The following is a 17,362-nucleotide window of genomic DNA, read 5'->3' on the forward strand; positions in this document are numbered from 1 at the left end:
TATTCATAACGATTATACACACAACTGCAGGGCAAACGAAAGGTTTTTATGCAAAAAAAACTGCTCTGGCAAAGAGCAGCGCGTTCATCCGGCCGGCTGGAACTCGACGGTGACATATTGGGCATCCGGAATTTCTTTTTTCACCATATGAATGACTTCATTCGCCGATTTAGATGAGCTTTGTTTCGCTTTGATCGTCACGCGCACTTGGTTGTCATCGGCGCGCACGAGCACGTCTTCATACCCGCCTTTCGATTTGATGAGCGTCTCCAACGTTGCTTCTTTTTCGGACAATGCTTGCAATTTTTCAATTTTGTCGAGCGCTTCACTTTTTTCTTCCTCCGTCGCGTTCGCTGAAGCGACAATGGCGTTCAGCTCATCGCGCAGCCGGCTCCGTTCATCCTCAATTTTCATGCGCAGCGCTGTAAACAAATCATCGCCTGCGGTTGACGGCTCCTCTTTCGCTCCAGTCTCTTCCACCGCTACGCTTGGTTGTTTGGCCGGCTTTTCTGTTTTCTCATTCGCGGTGAGCGCCGGGCTGTTGCCCATCTCTTTCGGCGCCGTGACATAATACACCGACAGTACGACTACTAAGCTTAGCATCGTCAACAGCCATACCGTTTGTTTTTTCAACATGGCGATCTCCTCTCCCCTTACTTGAGTCATTTTTTCGGCAAGACCGCGACGCGGTAGCTCGGAACGTTTAACACGCGCGTCACCGCCTCGACGATCCATTTTTTAATTTGCAAGTTGTCGGCCCCTTTGGCGACGACAAGCACACCGCGAATATCCGGCTTTTTCGTGGCGACAACAAGCGGCGTTTCCTCGTCGCCATTGCGGATGATGATCACTTCTTCGTTTGTCGACTGATTTTCAATCGTCCGTTTTCCGCCTTCCTTGTCGCTTTCTTCGGTCGTTTGCTGCTGGGTCGAGCGTTTTTTCTCAAACAGCTTCAGCTCGGTTGAGTCAAGGTTGACGACAACGGTGACATCCTCAACCCCTTCAATTGCTTCGAGGGCGGCTTTCAACTCCTTCTCGTACCGTTCCTCATAGGCGGCGATCACTTTATCCTTTGTCTCCTTGCTCGACAAAAACGCCGGCTCGGACGGGGATTCCGGCTGATTGGCGGAAGGCTTGGCTTCGGCATCGTCTGCGCTACCTGCAAAGTGACTCGCCGCCATGAGCGCCACACCGGCCAGCAGCAGGACAACGACATATGAGAACGGCATGTGTTTTCGCGCCCCTTCCCCGTTCCCGTCTTTGGGCGGGGAAGAAAGAAATCGTTTGAAAAACGAGAGCATCCCCCCTATTCCCTCCCTCTAAATTGCACGGCAATTTTATTTTCATCGACTTCCCATTTGCCGGCGAGAAAGGCGCGCACCTCTTCAGCCAGCGAGGCATCGCTCTCGGGCAAAGCCGGCGGCTTTATTGTATCGATGACAACCGGCTCCACCGCGCTGGAAGGGCGTTGTTTCAAAAGCGCCACTTCAATCGTCTTGATGTCCTCTGGCATGCGCCAATTTTCGTTGTGATCGGCGTAAACTTTGACATCAGCCTTCAATCCATACTTTTCCATCAACTCCCCGTTTACGTCGTTTTCGAGCTGGACAGCCATTTGTTCTAAAATATATGCGCGTTGTGAAGCTTGTATTTCTTTTTTCTGTTGTTCCATTTGATTTTTTATCTCCTCTTCCCCCTTGAAGCCTTCGGAAAAACGGGCAAGTGCTGAAGCGACAAGCTGATCCGGATCCGCCGAAGCCATCCGGAGCACCGGCGTCAACATAATTAGGAGAAGCAAAAGTCCGACGACCATTTTGACATATTTTTGCATCGTCCCGGACGGCAGCAAAAAATCGATGATGATGGCAAACACCAAAAACAAAATGATGTTCGTCACCCATTCAATCACAAGCTGCATAACGTTCCTCCTAGCGGACCATCATCGTAATATTCCCTGCCATAACCATGACGGTGAGGCTGAAGAAAAACATGAGCGAGACGATCAAAAGCGCCGCGAGCACATAGGCGATGCTTTTGCCGATAATGTTGAGGCAAGACAGCACCGGACTGCCGCCAAGCGGCTGCAACAGCGCGGCTGATAGTTTGTAGATGATGACGATGGCGAAAATTTTCACCGCCGGAAAGATGGCAATCATCAACAACACAGCCACCCCGACCAATCCGACCGCATTTTTGAGCAGCATCGAAGCGGCAACGACCGTATCGGCTGCATCAGTAAACAGCTTGCCGACGACCGGGATGAAGTTGCCGGTGACAAATTTCGCCGCCCGCAGCGCCACCCCGTCCGCCACCGCCGCTGTTGCCCCCCGCACCGACATAACGCCAAGGAAAACCGTCAAAATGAGGCCGAGCAAACCGAGGGCGGCCTTGTTCAACAAATCGGCAAGCTGGGTCGCCTTGTACCGGTCGCTGAGCGTGCTGACGACACTTAAAAGCGCCGCTAGCAACAGAAGCGGGAGCGTGACATATTCCACGACAACGCCGGTTGTGTTCATCAAAAACAAAATGATCGGATGGAAAAACGCCGCCGATACGACGCCGCCGGAGGAGGCGAGCAAGGCGAGCAAAAGCGGAACGAGGGCGATGATAAAATGGCTCATCGTCCGCACCGCCTCGAGCGCATAGCCGGTTGCGAGGCGGAAGCTGTTTAAGGCGAGCAATAACAGCACCATGTAGACGACGGCGTGGGCGATTTTGCTTACCTCCTGCTGGGCGAACGCGTTTTGCAGCGATTGCAGCACGGTGCTGAAGACAGCGAGCAAAATGAGCGTCCCAAGCAGCTTCCCGTTGACTTGCAGTTCATAAAATAAATAACGGGCGAGCGCTTTCAGCCACTCGACGGGCGACCATTGCCGGTCGCCGCTTAAAAAATCGGAGAGCGGCCCTTTTTCGCTTTCCGGCAAAAAGCCCCCATACTCATGGACGATCGTTTCCCAATAACGGCGGATGTCGCTGACATCCAAATGAGCGAGCTGCTCGCTGACGTACGGCCCATCGCTCGCAGCTTGTACGACGAACGGGCAAAAAAAGAGAGAGAGCAACCCCGCAATGAGGAACGCTGTCCGCTTCAATCCGTTCCCTCCTTATCGCGCCGCCGGAATGAGGCTGATGACCGCTTCAATGATGGCAGTCAAAATTGGGACGGCGAGCGCCAAAATGACGATTTTGCCGCCGAGCTCAATTTTGGCAGCGATCGCCCCTTGGCCGGCGTCTTTGGAAATTTGCGCGGCAAACTCGGCGATGTAGGCAATGCCGATAATTTTCAACATCATTTCCAAGTACACCATTTGAATGTGGGCGCCTTCCGCCATCTCCCGCAGCGTCAGCAAAATATTGCTGATTTGGTCAACAAGAAGTAAAAAAATGGTGCATCCGACAAAAACAGTCAATAAAAAGGAGAGGCTCGATTTTTGTTCTTGCAGCAGCACAACGAGGAACGTCGCCACCAACCCGAGGCCGACGATTTGCAAAATGTCCATGGCCTCTCCCCCTATCCGCGGAACAAAAAGACATCTTTAATTTTTTGAAACAAATCGCTTACAATCGAAGCGACCATAAACAAAATATAAATAAAGCCGAGCAGCGTCACCCACTGGGCGTATTCTTTCCTTCCCATCTGGTCGAGCACCGTATGCAAAAACGCGATGACGATGCCGACGCCGGCGATTTTTAAAATGATATCGACATCGATGCCCATTCGTCCTGCCTCCTGTCTACATGAGTAAAATGACGAGCAGCAGCCCGGCTAACACGCCTAAACTTTTCGCCATTTTGCCATAGCGCGCCTGATCGTCCAGCGCCTCCGCTTCCTCCCGCTCAAGATGGGCGAGCGCCAAGGCGATTTGCTGTTGCTGGGTGAGCCGGTCATACTGGCCGAGCGTGGCGCCAAACTGTTTCATTACTTCCCACTCTCCTTGTTTGAGCGCGGTCTTCCCCCATACAGCCCGCAAGCTTTTTTCCCATGCTTCGGCCACGCTCGTTTCACACGCATGCAACGCCGCCGCAAACTGGGCAAACAGCTCGCCAATCGGAGCGGCCGTCTGGCGGGCGATATGCTGAGATGCCTCGGCAAGCGGCGTATGTCCGTACATCACTTCCGCTTCGAACGCCCTGAGCGCCGCTTTCAGCTGGCGAAGCTGGCGCGGCCGTTCGTACAAGGCGCGGGCGGCTGCCATCCCCATCCAAGTGGAGGCGGCAAGAATCAACAAGGCGCCCAGCCACTTCATCGGCCCGCCACCGCCCGCTCGTACAGCACGGCGCCGTTGGCGTCAACAATGCGCCGGATGAAGCCGGGATGCGGGACGTTCGTCAACTCAATAAACCGTTCAAACACCCGTTGCTCCATGACCGGACGCAGCGTCGGCCGCTGCCAAACATCTCGAACGGTGCGCCCGTGCACGGTCGTCCATATCGAAACGCCGGCATTCGCCGCCTCCAGCACCGCTTCGCTGTCTTCCTCGCGCCCAATTTCATCCACAATCATGACATCCGGACTCATCGAGCGAATCATCATCATCATCCCTTCCGCTTTCGGACAAGCGTCCAACACATCAAGGCGTGGGCCGAACGAAAATTGCGGAATGCCTTTCACGCAGCCGGCGATTTCCGACCGCTCGTCAACGATCGCTACCTTTTGCGCCGGAATGCGCCCAGTTCCGCTGCTGATCAGGCGCGCCGCGTCGCGCAACAGCGTCGTTTTGCCGGTCTGCGGGGAACCGATGATCATCGTATGGCGCCAGCGCCCATCATACACATACGGAATCAGCGGATCGGCAATGCCGATTTGCTCTTTGGCAATGCGGATGTTAAAGGAGGCGACATCGCGGATGGCTTTCACCTTGCCCCCTTCTGTAACGACTTTGCCGGCGAGCCCGACGCGATGGCCGCCTTCAATCGTCATAAATCCACGCCTCAGCTCCTCTTCGACGGCATAAATCGAATAATGGCTCAACTTGTTGAGCAAGTACACGCCGTCCTCTTTCGTCACTTCATATGGCAGCAAGCGGGCCTTCCCATCGACGATCACTTCAAGCGGCCGGGAAATACGGATGCGGATTTCTTCGATGCTGCGCCCCCAGGAAGGCATCTGCTGCAGCACAGCGGCGATCGTTTTCGGCAAAATTCCCCATACCGCTTCCATGGCCCTCCCCCTTTTTGGTGGACTAGTCTATATGTATGGGCGGAAGATGCTGTTTATGCCTTACTTGTAAATGCCGAACAAAATGAGCGCCACCCCGAGCGCGATGAACGCGAGCCGAGAAAACGAAAGCTCATCCGCCAGCGAAAGCAGACCGATCGCCATCGTTACGATCAGCACAGTCGGGCCGACAGCAGCGAGCACGGCGTTAATGGCGAGCGCCTTTCTTACATCATTAAAGACCAACATCAGCAGCGCTGCACTCAGTTCAATAAGCGCCGACAACATTCGCATGCCCGCCATCGCCAAAACGGACGAATCGATCGATCGCAGCCAATGTTTCATGTGTCCCTCCTCAAATAGAGATGGATTAGTACAAACGTATGCGGGAACAAGCCGTTTCAGAAGAAGTTTTTGCCGGTGAAAACGGGGATGGACAACGAAGCAGGACGGGGCACCTTTGGCGCATAAAAACAGCACCGGCCCGGAACATTCCGGATCAGTGCTGCCCTTGTTCAGGTTCTTACGCCCGTGACACGTATGTGCCGTCAGCCGTATTGATGATGAGGGTGTCGCCTTCGTTGACGAAAAATGGCACTTGAACGACAAGGCCGGTTTCAAGCTTGGCCGGTTTCGAACCGCCGGAAGCGGTGTCGCCTTTAATGCCCGGCTCGGTTTCAACAACTTTCAGCTCAACGGTATTCGGCAGCTCGATGCCGATCGTTTCGCCCTGGTACATCATGATGAACACTTCCATATTTTCTTTCAAAAACTTGAGCTCATATTCGATTTGCTTTGCCGGCAGCTCAATTTGCTCATATGTTTCCATGTCCATAAAGACGTGTTGATCGCCGTTGGCGTACAAATATTGCATTTTGCGCGTGTCAATTTGCGCCCGGTTCACTTTTTCGCCGGCGCGGAACGTCCGCTCTTGAATGGCGCCGGTGCGCAAATTTCGCAGTTTCGAACGGACGAACGCCGCACCCTTGCCCGGCTTGACGTGCTGAAACTCAAGGACGCGCCAAATCTCGCCGTCGACCTCGATGGTAAGTCCTGTGCGAAAATCGTTGACTGAAATCATTGCCCGAAATCCTCCTCACGCTATCCGTTATAAAATGATCAGTTCTTTCGGCGAATGAGTGAGCGCTTCGTTCCCATCGGCGGTAATGACCGCATCATCCTCAATGCGCACCCCGCCGAGCCCCGGGATGTAAATGCCGGGCTCGACCGTCACAACCATGCCCGGCTCCAGCACCGCATCGGAGCGGGCCGAAAGCGTCGGCCCTTCGTGAATTTCAAGGCCGATGCCGTGGCCGGTTGAATGTCCGAAATAATCGCCATACCCTTGTTCGCGAATATAATCGCGCGTCAGTGCGTCAGCCTCTTTGCCGGTCATGCCCGCTTTGATCCCGCGCATGCCGCGCCGCTGCGCTTCAAGGACAATGCCATAAATCGTTTGCAGCTCAGCGCTGACTTGGCCGACGGCGACCGTCCTTGTCAGGTCGGAACAATATCCCTTGTAGTAAGCCCCGAAATCAAGCGTGACGAGTTCGCCGCGCTCGATCGTTTTTTCGGACGCCACCCCGTGCGGCAGCGCCGAACGGTAGCCAGAAGCGACGATCGTATCGAAGGAGGACGAAGACGCCCCTTGTTTGCGCATAAAAAATTCAAGCTCATTCGCCACTTCAATTTCTTTGACGCCCGGACGAATGAACGACAAAATATGAGCAAATGCAGCATCGGCAATTTCCGCTGCTTCCTTTAATATCTTAATCTCTGCTTCCGACTTAATCAAGCGCAACTTTTCCACGACATGGGATGTCGGCGCAAGCTCGGCATCAATCGCCTCTTCATACGCCTTGTACGCCGCATACGTCACATGCTCCTGCTCAAAGCCGAGCGTTTTGATCCCGAGCCGCTTCACTTGTTTCGCGATTTCATCGACGATCGGTCCGCTGTGCTGGACGATTTCAAATCCTTCAACTTGCTTGGCCGCCTGCTCGACATAGCGAAAATCCGTAATAAAGACCGCCCCTTGGCGGCTGACAAGCGCAACGCCGGCGGTGCCAGTGAATCCGGTAATGTAGCGGCGGTTGCAGCCGTTTGTCACCAACAGCCCGTCAAGATGCTGCTCTTCAAGCAACGCTCGAAGCCTTTCCAGCTTTTCCATGTTTCATTCTCCTCTGCCCATGAATATTGTAATACAAAGGCGATGTGATACGTTGGCGGTTGCCGATGCGCGAGATCGGCTGCGCCTAAAAAATATGGAAACCTTCTTTATTTTACCATGATCGCAGCAGTTTCCGCCATATGCGCCTGCTTTGGCCGACAGCTTAGCTTCCTTCCTTGGCCGCCTGCGGTTCAGCGCTTGGCGACGGCCGGTTCATTTCCTGCGCCTCGAAAGAAACCGAATACCCGACAAACACGCCGTACAAAATGTACAAGCAGAGCGTTGTAATGACCGTATTCGTCTCTAAATCCGCAACCGGCTTCACGTTCGGAAACAGCGGATTGAGCAAATAAAACACCACTACCCAAAGCGCAGCGCCATACAACATTCCCGCCCACATGCCGCGGATGTTCCTTAGCAGTGCATAGTAAAGAAGCGCCGCCGCAATGGAAATGATGCCGATCAACACAATAGCCGCATAATTGCCGGCTTTGCCGTATTTCCAATCGCCGGCGACCCACGGGATGAGAACCATGTTCGGACTGATTTCGCTGAAGTTGAAAAAGTAAGCCAAATAGCCCATCAAGCTCCAAAACACCCCGCCGACAAATCCGGTGATAATCGTTTTTTGCACGAGCGTCATCGGCCGTTCCGTTTTTTCTTGCTCCAGTTTTCCTTTCTGTTCCGCCATCATGCTACACCTCCTTGTCTGTTAGTATGACCTGCAATTTGCCGCCCCATGAATCAAGCAAAAAAATGACCGCCTCTGTGTAAATAATGGATTTTTTGGAAATCATAACAGTAACATCAACCTAGAGGTTTCCGGACGTTTCTTGTAGAATAAAATAATAGGTTCATCACCAAAAGTTGTACTTGCACCTGTCATGAAAGTATGTTAGCTGTTTCTAGCCGAACCCGCAATGCAAAACGCTGGATATTTCTGTATCCGTATCCCCGACGTTTCATCAGCTTGATCTTGTTATTTGTTCCCTCCATTTTCCCATTTGAATAAGGGGATAAAATGCACGATATGATTTCGTCTGTTCGTTTGACGAGTGATTTTGCGATGGCGCGAACAGCAGAACAAGGACAAAACAAATACCGATGAACCCAGGCGTTCAAACGACGTTTCGCTTGTCGCTCGTTTTGGCTTTTGGATACATAACGAAAATGTTGAAGGGATTGATAGACAGCCTGCAAGGAATCACTCTCTTTCTGCCACTCCCGCACCGTTTGGCGCTCCTCCTCGGTGAGTTTCTCGGGGCACTGGGTCAATAAGCGGCAAACATGCCGAACATGCCCATGTTTCTTGTTCCCTTTTCCGAAGGATTTGCGGCATCGATCCAACGCTTCCGTAAACAATTGAATCACATGAAAATAATCGACCACATGCTTCGCTTCCGGACACACCCCTTGAATGGCTTTTTTCATCGCTGGAGCCAAATCACTCACGACATACTGAACAGAACCAGACACAGGAGCCAACACACGTCCAATGGCTTCCTCGTTCTTTCCTGCTTCAACGGCATACACTTCTCCCGTTTCGGCATCCATGACTGCCACTCCGTAATCATGTCCTTTTCGAAACGCAAACTCATCGACACAAACTGCCTTTGGTTGGATGTCATTCGATAGGAAGGAAGGGGCATGGGTATAAAACCAGCGTTCAACGGTCGTGTACGGAAGCTTGAGCATACGAGCCACCGCCTGAATGGATGTTCCGATGCAAGATTGCGCCACCCATTGCTGAAACGCATCCGTCGCTGCACTTCGAGGGGAAATTCCGGGATAAGACGTGCTGAATGTCATGCCACATGTACAACAACGTCTACGCTCCACAGGGAGTTCCACCCAAAAGATGCCGATCCGTTGAGCATACCCATGCATCCATTGCTTCTTTTTTCCTGTCATTTTGATCGTGCGTTTCAAGCAAACAGGACATAACGGGCATTGTTCAGGAAGAGAAAGTTCGAAAATCCAACGTTCTTCTTCTTTTCGCACCTTTTGAATCAAAACATCTGGTAAATCGATGAGTTCTTTGATAAACTGAGCGTACATGCGAATTTTCCTCCAATGGTTTGGTTTGGACACCTTTACCATACAGGAAAATTCGCATTTTTTGTACCCTCTATTTTCTCTATGCACACCGATCTTCAATGATCAAGTACAACTTGTGGTGAAGAGCCAAATAATAAACATAAAAAATAGGTTGGTGTTTGCCCGATGAAACAAGAGAAACCGTTATACGGCGGCCAGGCGGTTGTCGAAGGGGTCATGTTTGCCGGCAAAACGCATTCTGTCACCGCCATTCGCCGCACCGATGGAACGATCGAGTACTTTTCCGCACCGCGCCGCGCCAATCCGACGCTGGCCGCCTTCAAAAAAATCCCGTTTGTCCGCGGCATCGTCGCCATTATTGAAGCGAGCGCAACCGGGGCCAAACATTTGCAGTTTGCAAGCGAACGGTATGACGTCGCCCTAGGGGAAGAACAGACGGAGGCCGAAAGCAGTTCCAACCTGACGCTGATTCTCGGCGCCGCCGCGATCGGCGTGCTCTCGTTTTTGTTCGCCAAAACGGTGTTCACGCTCATCCCAGCGTTGCTCGCCGCCGCTTTCAAGCCGCTCATCCCGGGAAAAACGGGGCAAATTTTGCTTGAAGGGGCTTTTAAGCTTGCCTTATTGCTCGGCTACATTTACTTTATTTCCTTGACGCCGCTTGTAAAACGCGTCTTTCAATACCACGGGGCGGAACATAAAGTGATCAACGCCTATGAAGCGGGCTGGCCGCTCACTGTCGAACATGTCCAACGCGCCTCGCGCCTTCACTACCGGTGCGGCAGCAGCTTCATTTTATTTACCGTCATCGTCGGCTTGTTTCTGTATTTGTTCGTGCCGACCGATCCGCTTTGGCTGCGGATTGTGAACCGGCTCGCCTTAATTCCGGTCGTGCTCGGCGTTTCGTTTGAGGTGCTGCAGTTTACAAATAAATGGAGGGACATTCCGTTGCTGCGCTGGCTGGGCTATCCCGGTCTATGGCTGCAGCGGCTGACGACAAAAGAGCCGGACGACGACCAAGTGGAAGTGGCCATCGCTTCGTTCCAGCAGCTTCTTCGTTTAGAGGCGGAAGCGGAAGCGAAAAAAGCGGTGCAGTAATCGTAAAGGGGGTGGATTCATTGCGGCACAGGGCTGTTCACCCGCTCGCCGGACTTATGATTTTGCTTGGGACGCTTGGCATTGTGTATACCCTTTTTGCCCATCCGACGGTGCTGTTTCGCCAGCTGTTGTTTGTTGCGCTGTTTGCAGCCGCGATTTATCTCTTTTACCGTTTCGTCTACCAACGCCGCACTAGCAAAGAACGATTGTCGTATCTAAAAGCGGTGCGGCAGTCGAAAAAGCTTCATCCCCGCTCCGCGCACAAGCAGCCGAAGCCGGCGAAACTAAAACGGCCGTTGAAAAAGCGAACGGCGACTCCGCATTTGACCGTCATCGAGGGCAAAAAAGGCAAAAAAAAGAATCGGGCTTCCTTTTAGCTTGATTCTTTTTTGTTTTGGGCGCTCAAAACGCCCACCGCTGCAAAAACTGCCGCGCCCGCTCGCGCCCATAGTCAATGAGACGCCGGCGCGCTTCCAGGTCGATGGAAAAATCGGTCGCAAGAACGTTTTCCACCGGCAAAAAGATGATGTTTTTTTCATGGCGGCGCGAAATATAGCGGGCGTCATGCGCCTCTTTCATCGCCTCAAACAACGCTTCGTACAAATCAAGCGCGTTGGCAATGCGCCGTTTCGGCCGCTGGCCGGGCTTGGCGCTCAATTGAACGCCGAGCACCGGCCGTTTTTTCGTTTCTTTTTCTTCATCAAAGAGAAACAGCGGAAAGTTGCTGAGCACCCCGCCGTCAACGATGAGGGAGGTGCCGTCCCGTCCGTGAAGGCGGACCGGCTCGAAAAAGTACGGAATGCTCGTGCTCATCCGCACCGCCTTGGCGATCGAAAACGAGCCGGGGTCAATGCCGTATATCGCCAAATCATCCGGCAGCACGACGATGCGCCCGTTCGTCACATCGGAGGCAACGATATACAAACTGTCAGCTGGTACATCCCGAAACATACGCACTCCGCGGGCAGCGAGCGCCGATTCGATCCACTGTTCAAACACGTTTCCCTTATAAACTCCTAAATGCCAATATAGACGCACCCACTTCCAAACAGAAAACGGAACCCACGACGCCCGTTCATCCAAAAACTGCTCCAGCCTAAGCTCCTCGAACAACTGCGTCATCTCACGGGCGGTGTATCCAGCCGCCAGTAGCGCAGCAAGCAGCGCCCCGGCGCTCGTCCCGGCAAGCCGCTTCCAGCGCAGCCCTTTTTCTTCAATGGCCTCATACGCCCCCAGCAACGCAAACCCTTTCACTCCGCCGCCGGAAAAGACGAGATCAATGTCCATCGCCGCCTCCCCTTTCTCGCTGTTTATATATATATGTAAGAGAAAGAAAAGGCGTTTAGTACGAAAAACAAAAAAGAGCAAGCAGTCGCTTACTCCCCTTGCTCATTGCGCTTTTGCACGTCGCGCAGCGCCTCAAGACGGCGTTCGTCCTCTTGAAAATATTGCACCAAATCGCCAATCCGGTCGATGGCGTTCCAACTCAAATGGTGTTCAATCCCTTCCACATCGCGGTAAATGTTTTCTTCGTTGACGCCAATGAGGCGAAGAAACTGCTCAAGCAGCTCATGGCGGTACACAAGCCGTTGGCCGATTTTTTTTCCTTTCGGCGTCAAGACAAGGCCGCGGTACTTTTCATACACCAAATATTCATCTTTATCGAGCTTTTGCACCATTTTCGTCACTGAAGAAGGGTGAACGGACAACGCTTCCGCGATGTCCGAAACGCGGGCATAGCCTTTTTCTTCAATCAACAAGTAAATTTGTTCAATATAATCTTCCATGCTCGGTGTCGGCAACGTTTGTCCCCTCCTGCAACGTTTGCCTGCCGCCAGCAAATCCCCCGGCCTATACCGTCACTCCGATGCGTCGGCCCTTTTGGCAGACAAAAAGAGCAATCATTTCTATTGTACCATAAAAGGGGCATTACGTAAAATACTGCACCTCAGCCGCCGGGAAAAAGCGGGCAATGTACGAACGCATCGTTTCCTCCAGCTCCTGCGCCTCCTCGTCACGATACACGTATTTGCCGATGCCGTACCGCCCCCACTTATACTTGCGCTTCGATTCGTCCAAATCGAGCTTGGTTTTCGGGTAACGCTGCTCGATGACCCGCTTGGCCGGCTTGGTAAACCGATGCTGGATGAGCTCAAACGTCAAACTAGATAAATCCACTCCTTTCAAAACATTCGTACTCCTTTGCGATTTGCCATGACAGCTCATAAACGCAATGATACAATAAAACTAAGCTGAAAGGGGGGATGCAGAATGTCTCACGAGCTTGTCGAATTGCTTCGCTCAGTGCTGAAAGAGGAGTTGCAGCCGATTCATGAACGCCTCGACCGACTAGAAGCCGGACAACAGCGCCTCGAAGAACGGCAACAACGCCTCGAAGAACGACAACAGCGCCTCGAGGAAAAGTTGGACCATTTCATCATCGAAACGCGCAGCCATTTCAAAAAAATCGAGGACGAGCTGGCTGAGCATCGGCGTATGTTCGAGATACTGTCACATGATTGGCGCAACGCGAACATTGCGATTGAATATTTAAATCATAAGATCGGCCAGCACGATCTGGAAATGTATCAACTCAAAAAGCGGCTCGAACTCCAAGAAACAAAATAAAAGAGCATGCCCGATGACCGGCGCATACGCTCTAACTGCTTAGCTTACCCACGCTTGCGAATGCGGAAATTGTCTTCCAACAGCACCCAGTTTTCCGGATACGGATACCCGAGCACCCAGTAGCTGATTCCGCGCAATCCGTATTCTTTCACCAATTCAAATTTCGCCAACGCGCTGCGGGCGTCTTCAAACCATACTTCGTGCTGGCGGCCTTGCTCGTCCGTGTACCGGTAAAACGGCGAGGCGGCCGCCGCATCGTATTGGATGGACGCCCCGTAGCGAATGGGGCTAGCCGGTTCGGGTCGCTCAGTTCATTGGCGGCGACAATCCGCTCGAGTGGAACGCCGTAACGCTGAGCCAACTGCCAAAGCGTCTCCCCGCGTTTTACGACATGAACAATCATGACGCTCCCCCTTTCGTTCCCTCCTTTTACCACTACATCTTGGCTTTTGCCTTTTATGTAAAAAAACGCCGGTTCCTCTACGGAAACCAGCGTTTCATCCATCCAAACCCATCCGTATCACCATTACAGGCCGCACTTCAGCTGGGCGCCGCAGTTCGTGCACGTGTTGCAGCCGCCGATCTCTTCGACCGTTCCTTCGCGGCAAATCGGGCAAATGTTGCCGATTTCGGAGCCGATCGTCACATCGGTGGCGCGCACATCTTGAATCGTATCGACAAGCACGACGGCGCGTTTCGTTTCTTTTTCCTCTTGTTCTTCTGGAAGCAGTTCTAGCTGTTCTTCGATCCGGTTTTCTTCCGCTTTCAACGTTAACACTTGCTCATCGCGGCTGCCGTCGACGTAGACGGTGCCGCCTTTCGCGCCGCCGCGCCATAAACGCTCGTACACTTTTTGCACTTGCTCGACGGTGTAGCCTCTCGGCGCGTTGACCGTTTTCGACAAGCTCGAGTCGACCCAGCGCTGAATGATGCATTGCACATCGGCGTGCGCTTCCGGCGGCAAGTCCATCGCCGTCACAAACCAAGGCGGCAAATGGTTCGGGTCGGCTTCCGGATGTTTGTCCAAATATTCTTGGACAATGTCCGCTTTCACTTCGATAAATTTGCCCAAGCGCCCGCTCCGGTAGTACGAGAACGAGAAGTACGGCTCCAGCCCGGTTGAGACGCCAACCATCGTTCCCGTCGATCCTGTCGGCGCCACCGTCAGCAAGTGTGAGTTGCGGATGCCGTATTTCAAAATATCTTGGCGAATGTCATCCGGCATCCGTTTCATGTAACCGGTGTTGATGAACGCTTCGCGCAACTTTTGCGTTTCTTCTTCCGTTTCGCCGACCAAAAACGGGAAGCTGCCTTTTTCTTTCGCCAGCTCGATCGAGGCCCGGTAAGCGGTCGTGGCGATCGTGCGGAACAGTTCGTCCACAAGTTGATTTCCTTCCTCGGAGCCGTACGCTTTTTCGCAGTAAATGAGCAAGTCGGCAAGCCCCATGACGCCAAGGCCGATGCGGCGCTCGCCGAGCGCCTGTTTTTTGTTTTCCTCAAGGAAGTATGGCGTAGCATCAATGACGTTGTCTTGCATCCGCACCCCGATTTCAACCGTACGCTTCAGTTTTTCATAGTCCACGACTTTCCGCTCTTTGTCCACCATGTTCGCCAAGTTAATGGCGGCCAAGTTGCAGACCGAATATGGCGCAAGGGGCTGTTCCCCGCACGGATTGGTCGCCACGACTTTTTGTCCGTACGCGCGAGCGTTCGTCATTTCATTGGCATTGTCGATGAAGAAAATGCCCGGCTCGGCTGAATACGTCGCACAAATGTTGATCAACTTCCAAAGCTCGCGGGCGCGGATTTTCCGGTAGACGCGGACGCGGTAGCCCATTTGTTCCCATTCGCGCACATCGCCGACTTCATGCCATTTTTCATTGTAAATGCGCATTTCTTCTTCAGAATACGTTTCTACGTCCGGGAAGCGCAACGCGTATTCTTCGTCCTTTTCGACCGCTTCCATGAATTCTTTCGTCAAGCAGACGGAAATGTTCGCACCGGTCAAAAAGTCCGGGTTGTGCACCGTGTATGTACCGCCGGTGCGCAGTTTTTCTTCGGCATCTTTGATAATTTCCTCTGTGAAGCCGCCGTAGTCAGGCGCGTTTTTGTACCGGACGATCGCTTCGTACATCGTCCGCTCCCGCTCGGTGAGCGGCGTGAATTTCAGTTTGTCGCGCGCTGCTTTTTTGATGCCCTCGTCTTCCATATTTTCAAGCAGGTAGCGCAAAATGCGCGGGTTTTGCATTTTCGAGACGATGAATTCGATAATGTCCGGGTGCCAGTCGGCCAGCATAATCATTTGGGCGCCGCGGCGGGAGCCACCTTGCTCGACAAGGTGGGTCAGCTTCGCAATGTCGTCAAGCCATGAGACCGACCCGGACGATTTGCCGTTCACCCCGCGCGCAAGCGTATGGCGCGGCCGCAATGTCGAGCCGTTCGTCCCAACGCCGCCGCCGCGGCTCATAATTTCCATCACCTGCTTCCGATGTTCGGAAATGCCTTCGCGCGAATCTTTCACAAACGGCATCACATAGCAGTTGAAATACGTCACTTCCTTGCCTGAACCCGCCCCGTACAACACGCGGCCGGCCGGAACAAAATTCAAGCTGGCGAGCTCTTGATAAAACTTTTCGAACCACTCTTTCCGCTTTTCTTCGGTCTTTTCCACCGCCGCCAGCCCGGTCGCATTGCGCTTGGCGATTTGCTCATAGAAAATCTCGAGCGGCTTGTCGATAATGTCGAGCGATCGAAGGACAATGCCGGTTTCCGCCTCCTCGCCTTCGAGCACGTGCCGGTATTCGTCTTCAATCAACACGCGCGCTTTTTTCGCCTCCCAGTCAATATCGACGATAAAACCGAGACCGCGGGCTGGGAATTTCGGGTCCTCCTTGATCGTCAACACAACGAAATCGCCCGGTGTGAGCGTCAGCTTTTCCGTATCCTTAAACGAATAACGGTCCAACATGACCAAACGGGATACGCCTTTATGGGTGATGTGCATATCCGGCGTAATCGGATGCACTTGCGGAAATAGGCGGATATCCTCGTTCAGCTTGTCAATATTGATTTTCATTTTTTCGGACGACGCCACCGTCATTCTCCTATCTCTCCTCTTTTATATAATTATATAATCTCTCATGTTTTTGCCAATGTTGCCCTGTCTTCTCTACCTTACCATATCAAACAGAAAAAAACAATATATAGTATGATTTTTTACGAAAATCATACTATATATTGTGATTTAGAACAGATCATTTCGTTTTTGTCAAGCAAAAAAAGACAAAAAACGGCGAAAAACGGACCAGCCATGCCGTTTTTGCCAAAACAGGAGCGATGTTCCATATTGCCGCCTAACGCTTAAAGTTCCATTCATCGCTTTCGTATTTCGTCCGCGCCAGCTCTTCGACGTACGCCAACTCTTCGGCGGTGAGCGTGTACGGTTCCAATACGATGTTCAATCCTTTTTCAAATCCTTTGTAAAACGCTTCTTTCGCTTCCTCGATCGTCACCGTGCGGCTCGTCAACTCATTGATCGCGACGGCTTTCTTTTTAAAATCGCGCTGCAGACGCTCTTTCACCCGCTCGTTTGGATATTTAAACAAGCTGAACAGCAAGTCTTCGTCCAAATCGAGCAAAATCGAACCATGCTGCAAAATGACGCCTTTTTGCCGCGTTTGCGCGCTGCCGGCGATTTTCCGCCCCTCAACGACAAGTTCGTACCACGACGGTGCGTCAAAGCAAACAGCCGAGCGCGGGCTGCGCAAATCCGCTTTTTCTTCTTCTGTTTTCGGCACGGCGAAATACGCGTCAAGCCCAAGGAAGCGAAATCCTTCCAAAATGCCCTGGGAGATGACGCGATACGCTTCCGTCACCGTCTGCGGCATCGCGGGATGCGATTCGGAGACGATGACGCTGTATGTCAACTCTTTGTCATGAAGAACGCCGCGCCCGCCAGTCGGGCGGCGGACAAAGCCGAGGCCGTTCCGTTTCACCGCGTCTAAATCAATTTCTTTCTCCACTTTTTGAAAATAGCCGATCGACAACGTCGGCGGATTCCAGCCGTAAAAGCGGACCGTCGGCGGAATTTTTCCTTCGCTGTGCCACTCTAAGAGCGCCTCATCAAGCGCCATATTAAACGACGGCGAGCCCTCGCCGGAGTCAATAAAGCGCCATACTTCCTTTTTAGCCATCGTTCCACCTTCTTTTCAGAATCACCTTTACTAGTTTAGCAAACAACGCCGGCCAAGGGA

20 protein-coding genes and 3 pseudogenes are annotated in these 17,362 nt (G+C 52.6%); 3 read left to right on the top strand and 20 right to left on the bottom strand.

Annotation, left to right across the window (positions count from 1 at the left end):
• Positions 1-84 precede the first annotated feature (84 nt).
• The 13 genes from NSQ51_RS10890 to NSQ51_RS10950 all read right to left on the bottom strand — a co-directional run bounded on the left by NSQ51_RS10890 (position 85) and on the right by NSQ51_RS10950 (position 9,386).
• Positions 85-636, bottom strand: a complete 552-nt coding sequence (locus NSQ51_RS10890) for a SpoIIIAH-like family protein (RefSeq protein ID WP_033016429.1) — start codon at positions 634-636, stop codon at positions 85-87.
• Positions 637-662: 26 nt separating this feature from the next.
• Positions 663-1,301 (bottom strand): stage III sporulation protein AG, encoded by a 639-nt coding sequence (gene spoIIIAG / locus NSQ51_RS10895; RefSeq protein WP_033009400.1) that lies wholly within the window; start codon positions 1,299-1,301, stop codon positions 663-665.
• 5 nt (positions 1,302-1,306) lie between these two features.
• Positions 1,307-1,918 carry a stage III sporulation protein AF gene (spoIIIAF, locus tag NSQ51_RS10900; RefSeq protein ID WP_121650073.1) on the bottom strand — a complete coding sequence of 204 codons (612 nt, stop codon included), beginning with the start codon at positions 1,916-1,918 and terminating at the stop codon, positions 1,307-1,309.
• 10 nt (positions 1,919-1,928) lie between these two features.
• Positions 1,929-3,092: a stage III sporulation protein AE gene (gene spoIIIAE, locus NSQ51_RS10905; RefSeq protein ID WP_033016426.1), complete on the bottom strand. Its 1,164-nt coding sequence runs from the start codon at positions 3,090-3,092 to the stop codon at positions 1,929-1,931.
• A gap of 12 nt (positions 3,093-3,104) precedes the next feature.
• Positions 3,105-3,500, bottom strand: a complete 396-nt coding sequence (gene spoIIIAD / locus NSQ51_RS10910; protein ID WP_049624625.1) for a stage III sporulation protein AD — start codon at positions 3,498-3,500, stop codon at positions 3,105-3,107.
• A gap of 11 nt (positions 3,501-3,511) precedes the next feature.
• Positions 3,512-3,718, bottom strand: coding sequence for a stage III sporulation protein AC (gene spoIIIAC / locus NSQ51_RS10915; RefSeq protein WP_020960538.1), 207 nt, complete (start codon positions 3,716-3,718; stop codon positions 3,512-3,514).
• A gap of 16 nt (positions 3,719-3,734) precedes the next feature.
• Positions 3,735-4,247: a stage III sporulation protein SpoIIIAB gene (spoIIIAB, locus tag NSQ51_RS10920; RefSeq protein ID WP_033009392.1), complete on the bottom strand. Its 513-nt coding sequence runs from the start codon at positions 4,245-4,247 to the stop codon at positions 3,735-3,737.
• The gene (gene spoIIIAA, locus NSQ51_RS10925) at positions 4,244-5,161 is read right to left on the bottom strand and encodes a stage III sporulation protein AA (RefSeq protein WP_033016424.1); all 918 of its coding nucleotides are present in this window, start codon (positions 5,159-5,161) and stop codon (positions 4,244-4,246) included. The genes spoIIIAB and spoIIIAA overlap by 4 nt, the downstream gene beginning before the upstream one ends.
• A 60-nt stretch (positions 5,162-5,221) precedes the next feature.
• Positions 5,222-5,503, bottom strand: a complete 282-nt coding sequence (locus NSQ51_RS10930) for a YqhV family protein (RefSeq protein WP_033009388.1) — start codon at positions 5,501-5,503, stop codon at positions 5,222-5,224.
• A gap of 178 nt (positions 5,504-5,681) precedes the next feature.
• Positions 5,682-6,239 (bottom strand): elongation factor P, encoded by a 558-nt coding sequence (efp, locus tag NSQ51_RS10935; RefSeq protein WP_033016423.1) that lies wholly within the window; start codon positions 6,237-6,239, stop codon positions 5,682-5,684.
• A 27-nt stretch (positions 6,240-6,266) separates the two neighbouring features.
• The gene (locus NSQ51_RS10940; protein WP_033009385.1) at positions 6,267-7,328 is read right to left on the bottom strand and encodes a Xaa-Pro peptidase family protein; all 1,062 of its coding nucleotides are present in this window, start codon (positions 7,326-7,328) and stop codon (positions 6,267-6,269) included.
• 163 nt (positions 7,329-7,491) lie between these two features.
• On the bottom strand, positions 7,492-8,022 hold the full coding sequence (locus tag NSQ51_RS10945; RefSeq protein WP_033016421.1) for a YqhR family membrane protein: 531 nt from the start codon (positions 8,020-8,022) through the stop codon (positions 7,492-7,494).
• 188 nt (positions 8,023-8,210) lie between these two features.
• Positions 8,211-9,386, bottom strand: a complete 1,176-nt coding sequence (locus NSQ51_RS10950; protein WP_050367390.1) for an ISL3 family transposase — start codon at positions 9,384-9,386, stop codon at positions 8,211-8,213.
• Positions 9,387-9,551: 165 nt separating this feature from the next.
• On the opposite strand from NSQ51_RS10950, the gene NSQ51_RS10955 reads away from it, so the two are divergent.
• Positions 9,552-10,481 (top strand): DUF1385 domain-containing protein, encoded by a 930-nt coding sequence (locus NSQ51_RS10955; RefSeq protein ID WP_033016420.1) that lies wholly within the window; start codon positions 9,552-9,554, stop codon positions 10,479-10,481.
• 20 nt (positions 10,482-10,501) lie between these two features.
• A complete protein-coding gene (locus tag NSQ51_RS10960; protein WP_049624626.1) occupies positions 10,502-10,858 on the top strand; it encodes an SA1362 family protein in 357 nt (118 codons plus the stop codon).
• 25 nt (positions 10,859-10,883) lie between these two features.
• Here NSQ51_RS10960 and NSQ51_RS10965 read toward each other — a convergent pair whose 3' ends face one another.
• The 3 genes and pseudogenes from NSQ51_RS10965 to NSQ51_RS10975 form a co-directional block, all read right to left on the bottom strand.
• Positions 10,884-11,768: a patatin-like phospholipase family protein gene (locus NSQ51_RS10965; protein ID WP_049624627.1), complete on the bottom strand. Its 885-nt coding sequence runs from the start codon at positions 11,766-11,768 to the stop codon at positions 10,884-10,886.
• Between the two features lie 89 nt (positions 11,769-11,857).
• The gene (gene mntR / locus NSQ51_RS10970; RefSeq protein WP_033016413.1) at positions 11,858-12,283 is read right to left on the bottom strand and encodes a transcriptional regulator MntR; all 426 of its coding nucleotides are present in this window, start codon (positions 12,281-12,283) and stop codon (positions 11,858-11,860) included.
• Between the two features lie 127 nt (positions 12,284-12,410).
• Positions 12,411-12,668 (bottom strand): annotated as a pseudogene (locus NSQ51_RS10975) (spore photoproduct lyase family protein); the annotation flags it as partial.
• An 84-nt stretch (positions 12,669-12,752) separates the two neighbouring features.
• Here NSQ51_RS10975 and NSQ51_RS10980 point away from each other — a divergent pair.
• A complete protein-coding gene (locus NSQ51_RS10980; RefSeq protein ID WP_049624628.1) occupies positions 12,753-13,109 on the top strand; it encodes a hypothetical protein in 357 nt (118 codons plus the stop codon).
• Positions 13,110-13,153: 44 nt separating this feature from the next.
• Here the strand turns inward: NSQ51_RS10980 and NSQ51_RS10985 are convergent.
• The 4 genes and pseudogenes from NSQ51_RS10985 to NSQ51_RS11000 all read right to left on the bottom strand — a co-directional run.
• Positions 13,154-13,393 (bottom strand): annotated as a pseudogene (locus NSQ51_RS10985) (spore gernimation protein); the annotation flags it as partial.
• A 50-nt stretch (positions 13,394-13,443) separates the two neighbouring features.
• Positions 13,444-13,614, bottom strand: a pseudogene (locus tag NSQ51_RS10990) (LysM peptidoglycan-binding domain-containing protein); the annotation flags it as partial.
• 21 nt (positions 13,615-13,635) lie between these two features.
• On the bottom strand, positions 13,636-16,209 hold the full coding sequence (locus tag NSQ51_RS10995; RefSeq protein ID WP_049624630.1) for a vitamin B12-dependent ribonucleotide reductase: 2,574 nt from the start codon (positions 16,207-16,209) through the stop codon (positions 13,636-13,638).
• Between the two features lie 253 nt (positions 16,210-16,462).
• Complete coding sequence (locus NSQ51_RS11000) at positions 16,463-17,302, bottom strand: biotin/lipoate A/B protein ligase family protein (RefSeq protein ID WP_033010185.1); 840 nt, start codon at positions 17,300-17,302, stop codon at positions 16,463-16,465.
• Positions 17,303-17,362 lie beyond the last annotated feature (60 nt).

The organism is Geobacillus sp. FSL K6-0789 (assembly GCF_038593135.1).
In the GTDB taxonomy this organism is placed as follows: Bacteria; Bacillota; Bacilli; order Bacillales; family Anoxybacillaceae; genus Geobacillus; species Geobacillus stearothermophilus.